Origin of the sequence: Bacillus hominis (genome assembly GCF_030348325.1) — a bacterium.
In the GTDB taxonomy this organism is placed as follows: domain Bacteria; phylum Bacillota; class Bacilli; order Bacillales; family Bacillaceae_G; genus Bacillus_A; species Bacillus_A hominis.
The window spans coordinates 3,153,883-3,170,859 of sequence record NZ_JAUCFS010000005.1; the positions used below are offsets into that span (position 1 = coordinate 3,153,883).

The window sequence follows — 16,977 nt, forward strand, 5'->3', positions numbered from 1 at the left end:
TACACCTTATCTACTATTCACATTCATACCGGTAAATCTCCTTACCATATCCTCTATCAATTAATAAAATTTCATTTGGATACAATGTCTTATGCTCCATTCCCACTTCTTCCTCTGTAATAAACATTCCATCAATAATCATCCCAACTACTTGCGATTCTTTCGCTACAAATATAGATTTCGATCCTTTTTTCGCTATTAATGTTACAGATTGCACCGTCTTTCTTTCTGCTCGGAATGGAATGCCAAAATAGTGCTTCCACCATTTATTTTTAAGTAACTCTGGTTCAGATTGGTAAAGCCAATCTTTCGCTACTTCTTGATCCCATTCGTAATATAGTAATGCTTTCCGATGAAATCTTGGACGAACAATCCATCCTAAAATAAGAATTCCTACTATTAAAAGTAATAAAGTGATAGGAATTACAAATTTAAAAATGAGCGCATACTTCTCAAAAAAAGGCGCATTTTCAATATGAAGCGAAATCTTTTCCTTTACTTCTTGTAATTTTGAATCATTGATCGTGATGGTAGCCTCTACGGTGCCGGTATCTGTAAAATTGAATGTGTCGGAGTAATAAGGACGAGGATAAACATAAATTTGATTACCATGCTGTTTTAATTCATAGTTGATCGATTGATTGGATGTGACACCTGTAGATTTTAATAGTTTCTTTACAGCTTCTTCAGTCATCGGTTTACCATCTAACTGCGGCTGTAAAATAAATGGTTTACTATTCTCTAAATTTGTTACCTTTTCTTCATAATCTTTCGTAACAGCTTGAAGTGATAATTTTGGTTTTTCAGCTGGTTCAATCTTGAATTCTTTCGTCTGTCTATAAAATCCCTTTATATTCATATGGACTTTCCCGCGCACTAACTCTTTACCAACTTTTGCCTCGTAATAAAACACATGTCTTTTATCATCCCACTTCATCGGATACTGCTTTCCATCTATTTCTACTTCTGCTTCGAAATAAGAAGTTTGAATTGGTAATTCAGTAGGTTTCGCTTCAATAACAGCTGTCACACCTTCATACATTTCCTCAACATTTTTTCTATCTTTATCATCTTTGTCATACGTAGAAACAGTATAATTAAGCGCTGGTTCAACAAGTACTTGTAATCCCTCTTTCTCAATGTCCTGATCCACTTCTATCGTATATGTCCCTGGCTTAATCACTTCCTGATTCGCTGTACTTACATGCACTATATTTCCGAATAATTTAGCTTCTCCTGGTGCATGTATGGAAAAAGAAGACTGCAATTGTAACGGTTTGGAAAGTTGCATAACTTTATAATTAGACAAAGAAGGTGATTGTCGTACAAGCGTCATACGCTTTAATGGAAACGGCGTTGTAATCTCTACTTTTTTCCCTACTATTTTCGTTTTGACAATCGATTCAACAGAAGAAAATGGATCACGATTTGCAACTAGTGCTGCCACTTGATTCACACTTTGTACAATACCATCCTCACCGCTAGACGGCATGACAACTCCATTCATTTCTTTTTTCCAAATCTCTTTAAACGTATTTAACTGCAGCTTCTCTTGCTGCCCTAAATCCTCTTCCATCGTGATTAAGACTGGGTGCAAAGAGATCTTTTTAGAATCCATTTCTTTCTTAAACTGTGCTAATTTCTGTGTAATTTGTTCTTTTCCGCCAACCTTATCTTTCTCCAAATCATTAAATGCCCCGTCAGTTAATACAATAAGCCAAAATTCACGTTTTCCATCTATATCTGCTTCCTTTTTTATAGATTGCATCGCCGTTTCTACTGCGCTAAATGGAGTATTTAAATATGTTTTCCACGCGCCGATTCCATCAATTTCTGTTTGCCTTTGATCCTTTGTTAACGAAATGTTTAACGGATTATTCGGCTTACTCATTGGAACGTAAGAAAATTTATCTTTCTCATCTAATAGCGCAACTAAACTTTGCAAGGCGTAATTGGCATACTTCCAGCGATCGTTATTTCTCATGCTGCCCGAATCATCATATACAAGTGAAACGACCCTTTCCTTTGCCTCCTCTCCTTTTGCAAAAACTGAAAAAGGTAAACATATAAATAGAAACAACATGAACGTGGCACAAATTCGAATTTTCATGATGAGGCTTCGCCACCTTTGTAGACAAATTCCTATGTTTAAATTTATGAGAGGAAACAAGATATATGACTTGTATTTTAGGACAACAGTTCACAACAATTACATTATGTAAACAAAAATGAAATACTCTATATTTTATTTTAAGTTTTTTCCTTATTATATATATCCGAAATAACACATAGCTTTCATACTTTTCCCGCTATAAATTCCACCATTAAAGTTTGATTTTCTATTCAATACAAAAAATAAAGAGCACGCTATAATTAGCGCACTCTTTACTTCTTCACATATACTTCAACAATCGGATCTTCCTTTTGATCTGCATGTAAACGTATATTCTCTTCACTTGTATTGTAAATACTAGCTAACAGCATAACAGTTAGTAAGTTAGGTATCTTCGCATCGCTTCCGTATTTTCTTTCAAGCGCCTCCTTATATTCAAAATCCAAATCTCCTTGCACATATGTATACACTTCAAAACCATCTTTCAAATTACATACGACCGTATCAATAATATCTGCCCCTACTTGTTTCTTTATTTCCCCTCGTAATGCTTCAATAAATTCTTCCCAAGGAACTTCGTACGTCTGAAATTGGTCTGTAGATTTCATTTCTCTTCCTCCTCGTTGTGTATCCTGTTCGTATATTTCCCCTTTCGTATAACAATTATGATAGATAGGACATTCGTACAAGCCGCACTTGTCCCCCTTACATATCGTATTACTGTAATGGGGAAGGAGGAAAGAACATGCATAGACAAAAATGTTATGATGCGTGCCAACGTTATTTCGGTAAGGTTGTTCGAATTGAAGATCGTGATGGTCGCATTCACTTAGGAAAAATAATTGATGTGACAAAAAACTCTGTATGGATTGAACCGGTGCAACAGCGCTCGTCTTTTGATACAGGATTCGGATACTATGACGCGTATGCAAACGGCGGTTGTGATCTTTGCGGAGGCCTTAGCAGGTGTGATAACTGTGGATTTGGATGCGGTGGCGGCGGATTTGGTGGCTGTGGATGCGGTGGTCGTGGTTGCAATAGTTGTGGCTGGGGTGGCGGCGGTTGTGGCTGGGGCGTTGAACTCGGATTTGGCTTTATCTTTGGAATTACTTTAGCTGCATTATTTTTCATTTAACATAATAAAGAGTTGGCTGTTTTTAGCCAACCCTTTTCTCTATTTTTCACATATAAAAATACGGTGCCCTAAAATATGTTGATACATAAGTCTTATATTTTCATGCTGTATCCATGCATCATATAACTCATTTGGAATATATGATGATACATTCCATTCTGGCTCTTCTATATAGCCAGAGATCGTTTCTGCAATTGTCCCACCGCCAGCAATTGTAATCTTTTCAAAATTTGCTTTCTGAAATAATTGTACCCACTCATTCTCAGTTAATACTTCTTTCATCCCATATAATTGGGCAATTTTGTCCTCTTCATTCTTCTCAATGTGAGTATCAATAATCATTTCAATCACAACAAGTTTACCATTCTTCTGTAATACACGATAACACTCAGATATAACCCTTTCTTTATCTGTAAAAGCGAGTATCGATTCTCCGAGCACAAACTCAAATGAGTCATTTAAGCAAGGTAATTGTTCTACATTCCCTTCAATCAATTGTATGTCTAATCCTTCAAACAACCATCTATCTTTCGCCTTTTGAATCATAATTTCATTCTTTTCAACCGCTGTTACTTTATAACCAAATTCCTTTGTCATATACGCCGCTGTTTTCCCCGTGCCGCAACCTATCTCAAGAACATTCGCTCCATATCTAAGTGGCAATTGTGTTAATAATTGTTTTGTTAACGTAAAACCACCAGGATGAGCACTACCTATTCCGTAATAAGCTAGAAAATCTATATATACGTTTCGTTTCATGGGATTCTCCCTTTTTTATTTTATATATTCGAGGAAGGAAGAAAAGTGCATAGAAAAAAGGGCGCATCATGCGCCCCCTTCAGCTTATTTTTCCTCACCGATATATGCCCATTTGTAGCTGTAATCTCCACCAACTGGGTGGTGAACAATACCTTTTACTTTCGGTCTTTGAACGATAGCATCACCACGTTGATATAACGGTGCAATTGCTGCATCTTCAAGTAACATTTTCTCAGCTTTTAGTAAGCTATCCCAACGCTCTTTCGTTTTCGTTAATAGCTCGCCTTTACCTTTTTCTACAATTTCATCATATTTCGGATTTGAATATCCAGTTTGGTTATGAGGTCCGTTTGTAACGAACATATCAATGAATGTCATTGGATCTAAGTAGTCAGGTCCCCAACCAGCGTAAGATAAATCATAATCTAGATCTGATTCTAGTTTTAATTTTTGTTTAAACGGCTGGTTTTTCAAGTTCACTGTTAAGCCTGGTAAATTTTTCTCAAGCTCTCCTTTTAAGAACTCCCCTACTTTTTTCGCATTATCGCTATCATAGTTTAATAACTCTACTGTTACTTGCTCTTTTCCAAGTTCTTTTTTCGCTTTTTCCCAATGCTCTTTTGCTTTTTTCACATCTGTTTTTAAAATATCTCCGTTATCTTTACGGAAATCTTTTCCATCTGGACTCTTCGCAAATTCTTTTGGTACTAAGTAATCTGCAGGTGTAGATCCGTCATTTAAAATAACATTCGTTAAGCCTTTTTTATCATACGCCATCGCAATCGCTAAACGTAAATCTTTGTTCTTTAACACCGTATCTTGATTACCACGTTTTTGGTTTAAACGTAAGAAGAACGTTGATGGTGTTTTTTGTGTATAGAAGTCTGGATTTGATTTATATTTGTCAACCATTTCAGACGTAAGTCCAGCACGATCGATTTGTCCACTTTCATATAAGTTAACTCGTGTACCGCTATCTTTTACTACGTTAAAGTTGATTTCTTCTAACTTAACTGTTTTATTATCCCAATATTGTGCATTTTTCTTTAATTTCCAACCTTCTTCATGTTTCCAATCTGTTAATGTAAATGGTCCGTTGTATAACGTTGTATCTGATTCTAAACCGTATTTTTCTCCTTTTTCTTTTACGAATTTTTCATTTAACGGATAGAATGTTCCGAATGAAGTTAATTCTACAAAGTAAGGAACTGGATTTTCTAATTCTACCTCTAATGTGTAGTCATCTACAGCTTTTACACCTAACGTATCCAGTGGTGCTTTCCCATCATTAATTGCTTTTGCGTTCTTTAAATCAAACATAATGTATGCATATTCCGCTGCTGTATTTTTATCTACCGCACGTTTCCAAGCAAATACGAAATCTTTCGCTGTTACAGGTTCTCCATTTGACCATTTCGCATTTTTATTTAATGTGAATGTATATTTTTTACCATCATCACTCTTTTTATATGATTCAGCAACCCCTGGTGTTGCTTTATTATCTTTATCAAGTCGATATAAACCTTCCATTACGTTGTTTAAAGCAAGAAACGATACTTGGTCTGTTGCTTTTGCAGAATCCATAGATGGAATCTCTTGGCTTTCTGTTAAATTAAGTACTTGTTTTGCTGCTAATTTTCCGCCTTCTTTTTCGCCACTTTTCGGCGTTGTGCTTGCCTTATCTTTATCCCCTGATCCAGAGCAAGCTGTTAATGCCATACTCATTACTAGAACTGGTGCTACAACCGCTGTTAATTTTTTCATCTTTTTTCTCTTCATTTTTTTGTACCCTCCCCAATTATATGTACGATATTAACATTTAGAGATTCTCTATTAACTTTCGTTATCAGAAAATTCTTATTAATTAATATTCTACTATTTTTTCGAGTTTTGTAAAGTATTTTTGTAAATTTTCTAAATATTTATTTTTTTATGATAATAACTTGCTATTTTACTATTACTACTATATGAATTATCCCCCACCTACTATATGTAAACATACCCATCCTTATTCTTCTCTATTGCTAATTTCTATCTTTTCCTTATCCATATGAAATCTTTTACTATCATTTATCTTTCCAACCGTTGCATTCTCTTCTAATATCCTACAGTGAAATTTTAAAAGCGACCCCGGCGCTTCTCAAGAATTCAATAATCCTTATTCTCCTTATACTAAAAAAAGCATTTCAAAAGCAGCTTAGCCACTTTTGAAATGCTTTCATGTTATTTCTTTCCACCATCCTCAGTTACATATGCCCACTTAAAGCTATATTCTGGACTGATGTTATGTTTCACAATTCCTTTTACATTCGGTTTCATTACATATGCTCTTCCTGTTTGATATAAAGGAACTAATCCTGCATCTTCTTCAAGGAATAGTTTTTCTGCTTTTCCTAACGTTTCCCAACGCTTCTTCGGATCGGACAATAATTCATTACCTGCTTTTTGAACCATTTCATCGTATTTCGGATTTGAATAACCCATTTGGTTATATGGGCTCTTCGATTCAAACATATCAATAAATGTCATTGGATCCGAATAATCTGGGCTCCAACCCGCAAACGAAACTTCATAATCTTGCGCTGACTCTAATTTTAATTTTTGTTTAAATGGCTGAATTTTCGTGTTAACTGTTACACCTTTTAAATTTTTCTCAATTTGATCTTTAAAGTAATCAGCAATCTTTTTCGCAGTTCCATCATCATAGCTTAGTAATTCAATTGTAACTTGATCTTTTCCAAGTTCCTTTTTCGCTTCTTCCCAAGCTGCTGCACCTTTTTTAGGATCATATTTCAGACCATTTTTAAATGTATCTTGATAATCTTTACCATCCGGTCCTGTCGCAAGCCCTTTTGGAACCAATTGATCCGTTGCTTTTGAACCATTATTTAAAATAACGTTTGCTAAACCTTTTTTATCAATTGATAATGCGATTGCTTCACGAAGTTTTTTGCTCTTTAACGGTGTATCTTGTCCGTTACGCTTTTGATTTAAACGTAAGAAGAATGTACTTGCTTCTGAATATTCACCGTATTCCTCTTTGTTCGATTTATATTTATCTACGAATTCTCCTGATAATAGTGTGAAATCAATCGATCCTGTATCATATAAATTTACTTTTGTAGCCACTTCTTTTACAACGCTGTAATTAATTTCTTCTAATTTCACAGTCTTATTATCCCAATACTTATCATTTTTCTTCAGCTGCCAACCTTGTTCATGTTTCCACGATGCCATTACAAATGGCCCGTTATACAATGTTGTATCTGCTTCTAAACCGAATTTCTCTCCTTTTTCTTTTACGAACTTTTCATTTAAAGGATAATATGACGGGAATGCTAATAAATTTAAGAAGTACGGTACCGGTTTTTCTAATTCTACTTCTAGCGTGTAATCATCTACCGCCTTTGCTCCTAATTCCGTTACAGGTTTTTCTCCTTTATTAATCGCTTCTGCATTTTTAATATAGTAAGCAATAAATGCATATTCTGCAGCTGTGTTTTTATCAAGTAAGCGCTGCCATCCGTATACGAAATCTTTTGCTGTTACAGGCTCTCCATTTGACCATTTCGCATCTTTACGCAGTTTAAACGTATATTTTTTACCATCTTCGCTTTTCGTACTTGATTCTGCAGCAGCAGGAATAGGCTTATTATCTTTATCCAGGCGATATAACCCTTCCATCGTGTTCCCTAAAATTTGTGCCCCTAACGTATCAGTAGATTTAGAAGTGTCCATCGTCGGAATTTCTTGATTTTCCGTACGATTTAATACTTGCTTCGCTGCATATTTAATATCAGATTTTTTTTCTTCCCCACTATTAGATGTAGTAGTCGTTTTCTTCTCCCCACCTGATCCGGAGCATGCTGTCAATGCAACACTCATCGCTAAAACTGGTACTACAACCGCCGTTAACTTTTTCATCTTTTTTCTCTTCATTTTTGTATCCTCCCTAATTATATGTACATTACCAACCCTTGAGAGACCCCTTGCTAAAAATTTATTTTTCAGAAAATTACAACTAATGTTATTCTACTCTTTTTTTCGTATTTGTAAATAGTTTTATTTTAAATATTCTGATTTTTATCTTCGTAATTTAGTATGATTTATCCCCCATCTACTATATGTCTGTACTATACGCCTTATTCTTCTCCATTTAACTGTACTAAAAATTAGTATTTTAAGCTCAATAAAAAAAGCATTTTAAAGTAGCTAAGCTACTTTAAAATGCTTTTTTAACTCTATTATTTTTCAGTCACGTATGCCCACTTAAAGCTAAATTCTGGACTGATATTATGTTTTACTACACCTTTTACATTTGGTTGTAAAACATAAGAATCTCCACGTTGATATAAAGGTACAATCGCTACATCTTCTTCAAGTAATGTTTTTTCAGCTTTCCCTAACTCTTCCCAACGTTTTTTCGCATCACCCATTAATTCAGTTCCAGCTTTTTTCACCATTTCATCATATTTAGGATCTGAGAAGCTCATTTGGTTATGAGAATGCTTAGACTCAAACATATCTAAGAATGTCATTGGATCTGCATAATCTGGATTCCAACCACCGTATGAAATATCATATTGTTGCTCAGATTCTAATTTTAGTTTTTGCTTAAATGGTTGAAGTTTAATGTTAACTGTTACACCTTTTAAGTTTTTCTCGATTTGATCTTTCACATATTCTCCAACTTTTTTCGCATTACCAGTATCATAGTTTAAGAATTCAATTGTAACTTGATCTTTGCCAAGCTCTTTTTTCGCTTCTTCCCAAGCTGCAGCAGCTTTTTTCGCATCTGGTTTCAAACCATTTTTAAACGTTTCTTGGAAGTCCTTACCGTCCGGTCCAGTTGCTAAACCTTTTGGTACTAAGAAGTCAGCTTCTTTTGATCCATCATTTAAAATTACATTTGCTAAATTCTTTTTATCAATTGATAGTGCAATTGCTTCACGCAATTTTTTGCTCTTTAATGGCGTGTCTTGTCCATCACGTTTTTGGTTCATACGAATGAAATACGTACTTACTTGTGAATATGTGCCAAATTCATCTTTCTTACCTCTATATTTGTCAACGAACTCTCCATTTAATAAAGCGAAATCAACTTGACCGCTATCATATAAATTGATAAGAGTTGCTGGCTCTTTAACAACACTGAAGTTAACTTCTTCAAGTTTTACAGTCTTTTTATCCCAATATTGATCATTTTTCTTTAATTGCCATCCTTGTTCATGCTTCCAATCTTTAAGAACGAACGGTCCATTATAAACTGTTGTATCAGACTCTATACCGAACTTCTCCCCTTTTTCTTTTACGAATTTTTCATTTAATGGGTAGTACGATGGGAATGCTACTAAGTTTAAGAAGTACGGTACCGCTTGCTCTAATTCAACTTCAAGCGTAAGATCATCTACCGCTTTCACTCCTAATTCAGCTACAGGTTTTTCCCCTTTATTAACCACTTCTGCATTTTTAATTGGGAATGCGATAAATGCATACTCAGCAGCTGTTTTTGGATCTAATAGACGTTGCCAAGCATATACGAAATCTTTCGCAGTTACTGGATCACCATTTGACCATTTTGCATCTTTACGTAGTTTAAATGTATATTTTTTACCATCTTCACTTTTCGTACTAGATTCTGCCGCAGCTGGAATAGGCTTATTATCTTTATCAAGACGATATAACCCTTCCATCGTATTCCCTAGCATTTGTGAAGATACTGTATCTGTTGATTTAGAAGAATCCATCGTTGGAATCTCTTGGTTTACTGTTCGATTTAGCACTTGTTTCGCTGCTAGTTTTTCTCCTGACTTACTATCTCCACTAGAGCTAGAATCCGTGCTTGTCTTCTTATCTCCACCTGATGTAGAACATGCTGTTAGTGCCATGCTCATTGCTAAAACCGGTACTACAACTGCCGTTAGTTTTTTCATTTTTTTCTTTTTCATTTTTTGTACCCTCCCTAATTCTAAACGATATCTAATCAAGAATTTTCTGATAATTCCGTTTTTCTTTATATATTTATCAGACGATTCTTACTACTTCTTATTCTACTAATTTTTTAAAATTTGTAAAGTATTATTATTAAAAATTTTTAAAAAATTATTTTCTTACAGTAATATTCATAAAAATTCCATATAGTTTTTTAACATCGTTTTTTATCGTTACATATACACTAATTTAATAGTGTTAATTATGTTTTCTAATAAACAGACTGTAGATTATCGTTAATAAATAATGTATATTTTAGAAATCTTTTTCCTACAAAAACAAAAAAAGCAGATATAACATCTGCTTTAGTTTTCCTCAATTTGCTTCTCACTTAATCCAAGATGTGTTCTGAGTGTATTACTCAAATTTTGTAAGTCATCTTTATTAGGATTATAATAATATACACGCTGTCCATTTGGGCCATTTGGTAAATATAAATCATCACCGTTCAGTTGAATCTTCTCAACTGAACAATCTAAACCATATTTATAAAAAGATAAAATATCATCCAATGCTAAATTTGTTTTAAAATCACCATCGACGGCCTCAACCATTTTCTCCAGTTTTGTAATAGACCCTACACTTTTTAATTTACTTAAAATCGCCTCAATAACAAGTTGTTGGCGCTGTCCCCTCATTGCATCACTATCAATATGACGAGTTCTCGCCAAAGCAAGTGCTTCTTCTCCCGTTAATTTTTGAACCCCTTTTTTCAAGTGAATCGTATCAGGTTCATCTTTACTGTTTTGTTCAGTAAATTCAACCGGGACATCTACCTCAACACCATCGAGCCCATCAACAATTTTAATAAATGAACCAAAATTAAATTTCACAAAATAATCTACCGGTACTTGCAGTAACTTTTCTACTGCCTCAACAGAAGCTTGTGGCCCTCCATCTTTTCCGTTTTTAACGAAACCACTTCCATATGCGTGTGTTATTTTATCCTTTTTCTTTTCGATTGGAACATATGTATATGTATCTCGTGGTATACTGGTTAACTTCACTGTCTTATCTTCTTTATTAAACGTAGCTAACAATAATGCATCCGTATGAAATGCACCATTATACCCCTTTTGCCGTTCTGGATTTTCATCAATTCCCATAATTAACATTGAAACGTTGTTTGTAATTGGCTTTACAGCGTTCTCACGTAAATTTGATTTTTCACCACGCGATAAGTTCAAATTAGATTTTTGTACGAGATTAGAAGTTTTCATATATACATAGGCACCATACCCAACTCCGCCAAATAGTAATACTCCTAACAATACACTTATTATCGTTGTCTTTTTATATTTTCGTTGATTTTTCTTTTCTCTTGAAGAAGAGGTATTCTCCATATAGTTCCCTCCGTTTTCTATTCATCTAATATGTTTTTCAATTTTTCATAATTAGTGCTATCCTTTTGAAATACATTCTCTTTCAATCCTTTGTTTATTTGTATCCATTCAGTCGTAATCGAATATTGAATCATACCTTCATGGAAACTAAGGAACTTCAACATAATCCCCGTATTTTTATCTACAACCATTTCAAATTTCCCTCTCAAATCTTCAGATGTACTTACAGGCATTTCTATGTTTATTATCCCTTCTATTTTGTAGCAATCGAGTCCAAGATACTTCGTTTCTTTATAACTCCAATCTTTATATCGAATTAATAGATCAGCAAATTCTGATTGAATACTGTACTTAGCGAATCCCACATATTCGTCATCATACCGGTTCTTCTCACCTGATTTTCTCAACAACCTTTCCGTAGGGCTTAATTTTAATAGTTCATTATTTCTTTCTTTTGGGCTCCATCTCGTCTCTTTATACGTATTATTCTTATCATTAAACTCTTTTTTTCCGTCCTCGCTATAAATCATCGTGCTTTTTTTCGATAGTTTGTCTTCTTTAGATGAAATACCACTTTGTTTCTCCGTATCAATCGCATATTTATATGTTGTAGCAATTCTTGTAGAGCTAGAATATTCTTCGAATTGCCCTGAAACATTTTGGAAATGATCAATTGAATCAAGCATCTTTTGATGAATCTTTTCCTTATCTGGATAATTGACGTTCGACTTTATTTCTTCTTCATTCTCATAATCAGAAAATGCATTCTTCTTTACGTAATTAAACATCCCTCCATTTTGTGCAAAGCTCTGTATAGAAAACTCAGACATAGATACAATTGACAGCGTTAGAACAGCGGCACTAATAAACATCATATGTACTCTATAACTCTTTCTTTTTACAGGAAGATTATGAAGTGTATCATTAATTTTTTCGTTTAGTGCCCGTGGCAATACGGGATTATCCTTTTCTATTCTCTTTTTTAATTTTTCATCAAATGATTTTTCTTTATCCATTTTAACCACCTCCTACTCCATCTTTAATCGCTCTTCTAATTGTTCCCTTGCACGTGACAATCTTGATTTAACCGTGCCTTTTGGAATTTCTAAAAGCGTTGCAATACTTTCTTGATTCATATCTTCATAATAATAAAGTACGGTTACAGCTCTTAGTTCTTCCGTTAAAGACTGAATAGCATTACAAAGATCAATATCTTCATATCGATCGAACGCCACCATATTACTATCATGATCCTCAATTACAATTACTTTTTTATAAGAGCGAATTATATTGTTACACTCATTTATTAAAATTCTAATTAGCCAAGTTTGAAAAAACTCTTCCTTTTTCAGTTTTTTTATATTTTCATAAGCTTTTAAAATTGTTGCCTGCATTGCATCCTCTATATTCGTCTCATCACGTAACATCGCCTTCGCAATGCGATACATCTTTACTTTTTCTGTATGCATAAGTCTCATAAAAGCCTCATGATTACCCTTTTTTGCTAAAGAAACATCCGTTTCTTCTTTTACAATCATCTTATATAAAGGAATTACTTTCACAATTGGTCCTCCTGTTTCAGCCTCTCTATTAATTAAACTTTACACATATTAGACGGAGTATCCTAGAAAAAGGTTCACTTCTTTTTGAATATTTCTACAAGAAAAAATGTAAACACTCCATTTTTACTATCTACTTAAATGTTTCTCTAAAAGATATCCCTTCGAATTTACAAACGAAAAAAGCCCACTAATTAAGTGGACTTTCTACTTTACAACGGCAAATCTCTCTTCCTAAACACTACAATTGCTAATATAAAAATACATAGTGCCCCAACAGTTAAGCCTACGCTTACTGGCCATATATTATATGTTCCTTCAGCAATTTCTTTCGGACGAAACAATGTAAATAAAGATATATTTCTCATCCATTCTAACTTATCACTTAATTTACCTACCATATCTAATACGAAAAATAAGATAGTTAAACTTGCTGAATAACTTAGTGCCTTTCTTTCATCATTACATATACAGGAAAAGAAAAATGAATAGGCACTAACTACTAAAAATATAAGCCCTCCGACTACGTTTATTTTTAAAAATAATTCTTTATTTAAGTTATTATCTTTTAAAAACCATTCTGCACCTAATATACCCGCTACATACGTAACAAATACAATGATTAATAACCCTAATATAAGAACAGCCGCTTGCGTAATGGCAATTCTCACTCTAGATATAGGCGTCGCTAACAAGTATGCCATCGCTCCTTTATCTACATGACGAGCAATTAAATGTGTCGCAACTGTTACGCAAAAAATTGTTAAAATGATAATAAACAATAGGCTATAATACTCACCAGCTAAAAAATCCATTACGTTTTGAATCGGACTTTCCATACCAACAATTTTTTTCACGCTATCAGGCATAGCACTTATTAATTCATTTAAACCTTTCGCCGATACCATTGATGGGAATATCCAAATTAATAACCATAAATAAAGTGCTGCACCAGTAGCATAGCTCAATATACTTTTTTGAGCTTCTTTCAAACTAGCTAAAAATAATTGTTTATTCATGCTTTATCCCTTCTTTCTTCTCGTAATAATGCATAAATAAATGTTCTAAATCCGTCGCTCTCGTTTGAAGTGCCGTTACATTATAGTTTGAAAGTATTTGTAAAACAGTTTGATAATTGCCTTGCACAATAATTGACGCCTCTCTACCTTTCACCCCTTCAAATTGCAAATCACATTGTTTAAGCGATTCGATTTCCTCTTGAGATGATACTGTTACATCTATCACCTGTCGTCTCATCCCCTGTAAATCATGAATGTTTTCAACCGTTACAAGGCGACCATCTTTAATAATCGCTACTCTATCACACGTTCTCTCAATCTCAGTGAAAATATGTGAAGACATAAGAATCGTTTTTCCTCTTTGCTTTTCCTCTAATATTAAATCTATAAATATTTGTTGCATAAGTGGATCGAGTCCTGATGTCGGTTCATCTAGAATTAACACTTCTGGATCATGCATAAATGCCGCAACTATACCTACTTTTTGTTTCATTCCTTTAGACATTTTCCGAATTGGTGTTTTCACATCGAATTGCAAACGTTCTATCAATTCATCTCGTCTTTTTATATCTTTTAACCCACGCATTCCTTGCATCAAATTTAAAAACTCTAATCCATTCATTCCTTCAATAAAAGAAATTTCTCCTGGTAAATAGCCAACTTCTCTTTGAATTTTCGCGGCATCGTCCCAACAATCTAATCCGAAAATTGTCGCTTTACCAGCTGCTTGTTTTATAAATCCCATTAAATTACGAATCGTTGTTGATTTTCCAGCTCCATTTGGTCCTAAGTAGCCAAAAACTTCTCCTTCTTTCACTTCAAATGTAATATCAAACAAGCCTTTTCCATTTGAAAACTGTTTTGTAACATTTTGAACTGAAATCATAAGTCCACCTCATTTTTTGAAATATTTAACATATGATATTTCAAAATTATTGTACTCCTCATCTTTCATATTCGCAACAACTTTTTGAAATATTTATATGTCCATATTTCAAAATTATTGTTTTCAATTATTTTTTCTTGTATATTTTAAATGAGGTGATTGTATTGAACGGCTTTGAAAAAGTGAAAGAAAAGAAAAAGCGTGCCATTAAAGAGGCAGCCTTCGTATTATTTTCAGAACATGGATTTAATGAAGTGAAAATAGAACATATTGCAAAAAAAGCAAACGTTTCTCAAGTTACAATTTATAATCATTTTGGAAGTAAAGATGCGTTATTTAGGGAACTTATACAAGAATTTATAATATCTGAATTTCAATATTATAAAGAGCTGGCGGAAGAAAAATTACCTTTTCATGATATGATGCAAAAAATGATTGTAAGAAAAATGAATACGGGCGGGTTATTTCAGCCTGATATGCTACTACAAATGATGCAAAAAGACGAAGAGCTTCGGACGTTTATTTATAGTTATCAAAACGAAAAAATCCTGCCTTGGTATTTAGAAATATTAGAACAAGCACAGCGCAAAAATGAAATTAATCCCCATCTTTCAAAAGAAATGATGTTACTGTACATTCAAATGTTCACTAAATTAGGTGATGATTTCGGGGCACAACTTCTTGAAGGAGCTCGAGAAAAACATATACAAGATATAGTTACGATGTTCTTTTACGGACTTTCTGTTCCGCAAAAATAAAAAAAGACACAGAATCGTGTCTTTTTTTATTTTACCGAAATGACTCTACCAGTTTCACTACTTTCAATTGCCAATTGAATAAGTCTAATAACTTCCAAACCTTCTTCTGCTGTTACAGGTGGTTTCTCACCATTTACAATACTATCTCTTACACCTTTATAATACATTTCATAACAGCCGACTTCTGTTGGAATACGTACTAACTCTTCTTCTGTTTCTAAAGTAGCAAAATTCTCTTCAGCGTCTGCTCCATAACCATTATCACCTGGCTTCATTCCCTCTTTTAATTGTTCTTCCTGTGAATCCATACCATACTTCACGATAGAACCTTTATCTCCATGCAGTGTAAAATGTGGTCCAGCTTGTTTCACATAACTGCTACTATGTAAAATAACACGCTTTACTCCGTAGTGAAGTATAACATGGAAGTAGTCATCAATTTCTGCACCTGGTCGTTGCTTTATTACATCTGCACTAATTGCATCTGGTTTCCCGAATAATGATAATGCTTGATCAATTAAATGTGATCCTAAATCATACAAAATTCCTGATCCTGGCAAATTATTTTCTCTCCAGCGATCACGTACATGTGGGCGGAAACGATCGAAATGCGCTTCATATGCGTATACATTCCCTACTCTTTTTTCTTCTAATAATTTCTTTATCGTTAAGAAATCATTATCAAAACGGCGATTGTGATACACGCTTAAAACGACATTATGTTGCTTCGCTAATGAAATAAGTTCTTCTCCTTCTTCAATTGAAACAACGAATGGTTTTTCCACAACAACATGCTTACCGTGTACAATCGCTTCTTTTACATATGGAAAATGAGTTGTATTCGGCGAAGTAATGACCACTAAGTCAATATCAGCTCGCTTTACTAATTCATCCATTGTGCCAACAACTTCAGTATTTGGCAATGCTTCTTTCACTACTTCATCTTTTGAAGATAAGATAGCACGAATATCATATTCTTCTATCGTTTGTAATAACGGGATGTGAAATGTTGTACTAGAAAATCCAAATCCTACAATCCCTACACCTATTTTTTTCATGTTGCCCCTCCATTTATCCCGCACTAACGGGCAGTAAAAGTCCGATTGGTGAAGGCTAATAATCAGTGGGGATGAACAAAACCCCCACTGATTAAAGTTTCACTTTATGAGAACGATTTCATTTCATTATTATAACAAGATTATTTTTATATACATAATGATTTGCTTAGAAAAAAGCATCTTGCTATCATTCATAGCAAGATGCTTCCTTTATCCCGCATTAACGGGCAGTAAGACTCCCACCTCAAAATTCGGCGAATGCGAGGGAGTTAGGCGGGAGACCAACTGCCCGTAAAAGCCCGATTGGTTCAACTAATAATCAGTGGGGGATGGACAAAACCCCCACTGATTAAAGT

14 protein-coding genes are annotated in these 16,977 nt (G+C 34.1%); 2 read left to right on the forward strand and 12 right to left on the reverse strand.

Annotation, left to right across the window (positions count from 1 at the left end):
- Nucleotides 1-13: 13 nt before the first annotated feature.
- Both QUF93_RS18835 and QUF93_RS18840 read right to left on the reverse strand, forming a co-directional pair.
- Nucleotides 14-2,110: a vWA domain-containing protein gene (locus QUF93_RS18835; protein WP_289359826.1), complete on the reverse strand. Its 2,097-nt coding sequence runs from the start codon at nucleotides 2,108-2,110 to the stop codon at nucleotides 14-16.
- A gap of 275 nt (nucleotides 2,111-2,385) precedes the next feature.
- Nucleotides 2,386-2,721: a hypothetical protein gene (locus QUF93_RS18840; RefSeq protein WP_002121310.1), complete on the reverse strand. Its 336-nt coding sequence runs from the start codon at nucleotides 2,719-2,721 to the stop codon at nucleotides 2,386-2,388.
- A 137-nt stretch (nucleotides 2,722-2,858) separates the two neighbouring features.
- Between QUF93_RS18840 and QUF93_RS18845 the strand changes: the two genes are divergently transcribed.
- On the forward strand, nucleotides 2,859-3,248 hold the full coding sequence (locus QUF93_RS18845) for a hypothetical protein (RefSeq protein WP_289359827.1): 390 nt from the start codon (nucleotides 2,859-2,861) through the stop codon (nucleotides 3,246-3,248).
- A 39-nt stretch (nucleotides 3,249-3,287) separates the two neighbouring features.
- Here the strand turns inward: QUF93_RS18845 and QUF93_RS18850 are convergent, their stop codons facing one another.
- The 9 genes from QUF93_RS18850 to QUF93_RS18890 all read right to left on the reverse strand — a co-directional run bounded on the left by QUF93_RS18850 (nucleotide 3,288) and on the right by QUF93_RS18890 (nucleotide 14,805).
- Nucleotides 3,288-4,007 carry a class I SAM-dependent methyltransferase gene (locus QUF93_RS18850; RefSeq protein ID WP_289359828.1) on the reverse strand — a complete coding sequence of 240 codons (720 nt, stop codon included), beginning with the start codon at nucleotides 4,005-4,007 and terminating at the stop codon, nucleotides 3,288-3,290.
- 84 nt (nucleotides 4,008-4,091) lie between these two features.
- Nucleotides 4,092-5,786, reverse strand: a complete 1,695-nt coding sequence (locus QUF93_RS18855) for a peptide ABC transporter substrate-binding protein (protein ID WP_289359829.1) — start codon at nucleotides 5,784-5,786, stop codon at nucleotides 4,092-4,094.
- Between the two features lie 444 nt (nucleotides 5,787-6,230).
- Nucleotides 6,231-7,946 (reverse strand): peptide ABC transporter substrate-binding protein, encoded by a 1,716-nt coding sequence (locus tag QUF93_RS18860; protein WP_289359830.1) that lies wholly within the window; start codon nucleotides 7,944-7,946, stop codon nucleotides 6,231-6,233.
- 305 nt (nucleotides 7,947-8,251) lie between these two features.
- Nucleotides 8,252-9,955, reverse strand: a complete 1,704-nt coding sequence (locus QUF93_RS18865; RefSeq protein ID WP_289359831.1) for a peptide ABC transporter substrate-binding protein — start codon at nucleotides 9,953-9,955, stop codon at nucleotides 8,252-8,254.
- A gap of 348 nt (nucleotides 9,956-10,303) precedes the next feature.
- On the reverse strand, nucleotides 10,304-11,341 hold the full coding sequence (locus QUF93_RS18870) for an LCP family protein (protein ID WP_289359832.1): 1,038 nt from the start codon (nucleotides 11,339-11,341) through the stop codon (nucleotides 10,304-10,306).
- Between the two features lie 17 nt (nucleotides 11,342-11,358).
- Nucleotides 11,359-12,357, reverse strand: a complete 999-nt coding sequence (locus tag QUF93_RS18875) for an anti-sigma factor (RefSeq protein WP_289359833.1) — start codon at nucleotides 12,355-12,357, stop codon at nucleotides 11,359-11,361.
- Nucleotides 12,358-12,369: 12 nt separating this feature from the next.
- Entirely contained in the window at nucleotides 12,370-12,903 is a 534-nt protein-coding gene (locus tag QUF93_RS18880; RefSeq protein WP_289359834.1) for an RNA polymerase sigma factor, read from the reverse strand.
- A gap of 209 nt (nucleotides 12,904-13,112) precedes the next feature.
- Nucleotides 13,113-13,919 carry an ABC transporter permease subunit gene (locus QUF93_RS18885; RefSeq protein ID WP_289359835.1) on the reverse strand — a complete coding sequence of 269 codons (807 nt, stop codon included), beginning with the start codon at nucleotides 13,917-13,919 and terminating at the stop codon, nucleotides 13,113-13,115.
- A complete protein-coding gene (locus QUF93_RS18890) occupies nucleotides 13,912-14,805 on the reverse strand; it encodes an ABC transporter ATP-binding protein (RefSeq protein WP_289359836.1) in 894 nt (297 codons plus the stop codon). The genes QUF93_RS18885 and QUF93_RS18890 overlap by 8 nt, the downstream gene beginning before the upstream one ends.
- Before the next feature lie 164 nt (nucleotides 14,806-14,969).
- Between QUF93_RS18890 and QUF93_RS18895 the strand changes: the two genes are divergently transcribed.
- Nucleotides 14,970-15,563, forward strand: coding sequence for a TetR/AcrR family transcriptional regulator (locus QUF93_RS18895; RefSeq protein ID WP_289359837.1), 594 nt, complete (start codon nucleotides 14,970-14,972; stop codon nucleotides 15,561-15,563).
- Nucleotides 15,564-15,589: 26 nt separating this feature from the next.
- Here QUF93_RS18895 and QUF93_RS18900 read toward each other — a convergent pair whose 3' ends face one another.
- Nucleotides 15,590-16,621, reverse strand: a complete 1,032-nt coding sequence (locus QUF93_RS18900) for an oxidoreductase (protein ID WP_289359838.1) — start codon at nucleotides 16,619-16,621, stop codon at nucleotides 15,590-15,592.
- Nucleotides 16,622-16,977: the final 356 nt, after the last annotated feature.

Coding starts and splice junctions, on each gene's coding strand:
- QUF93_RS18860 (WP_289359830.1), bottom strand. CDS start 7,946: ATGAAGAGAAAAAAGATGAAAAAGTTAACGGCGGTTGTAGTACCAGTT.
- QUF93_RS18875 (WP_289359833.1), bottom strand. CDS start 12,357: ATGGATAAAGAAAAATCATTTGATGAAAAATTAAAAAAGAGAATAGAA.
- QUF93_RS18835 (WP_289359826.1), bottom strand. CDS start 2,110: ATGAAAATTCGAATTTGTGCCACGTTCATGTTGTTTCTATTTATATGT.
- QUF93_RS18885 (WP_289359835.1), bottom strand. CDS start 13,919: ATGAATAAACAATTATTTTTAGCTAGTTTGAAAGAAGCTCAAAAAAGT.
- QUF93_RS18890 (WP_289359836.1), bottom strand. CDS start 14,805: ATGATTTCAGTTCAAAATGTTACAAAACAGTTTTCAAATGGAAAAGGC.
- QUF93_RS18865 (WP_289359831.1), bottom strand. CDS start 9,955: ATGAAAAAGAAAAAAATGAAAAAACTAACGGCAGTTGTAGTACCGGTT.
- QUF93_RS18840 (WP_002121310.1), bottom strand. CDS start 2,721: ATGAAATCTACAGACCAATTTCAGACGTACGAAGTTCCTTGGGAAGAA.
- QUF93_RS18870 (WP_289359832.1), bottom strand. CDS start 11,341: ATGGAGAATACCTCTTCTTCAAGAGAAAAGAAAAATCAACGAAAATAT.
- QUF93_RS18845 (WP_289359827.1), top strand. CDS start 2,859: ATGCATAGACAAAAATGTTATGATGCGTGCCAACGTTATTTCGGTAAG.
- QUF93_RS18855 (WP_289359829.1), bottom strand. CDS start 5,786: ATGAAGAGAAAAAAGATGAAAAAATTAACAGCGGTTGTAGCACCAGTT.
- QUF93_RS18850 (WP_289359828.1), bottom strand. CDS start 4,007: ATGAAACGAAACGTATATATAGATTTTCTAGCTTATTACGGAATAGGT.
- QUF93_RS18900 (WP_289359838.1), bottom strand. CDS start 16,621: ATGAAAAAAATAGGTGTAGGGATTGTAGGATTTGGATTTTCTAGTACA.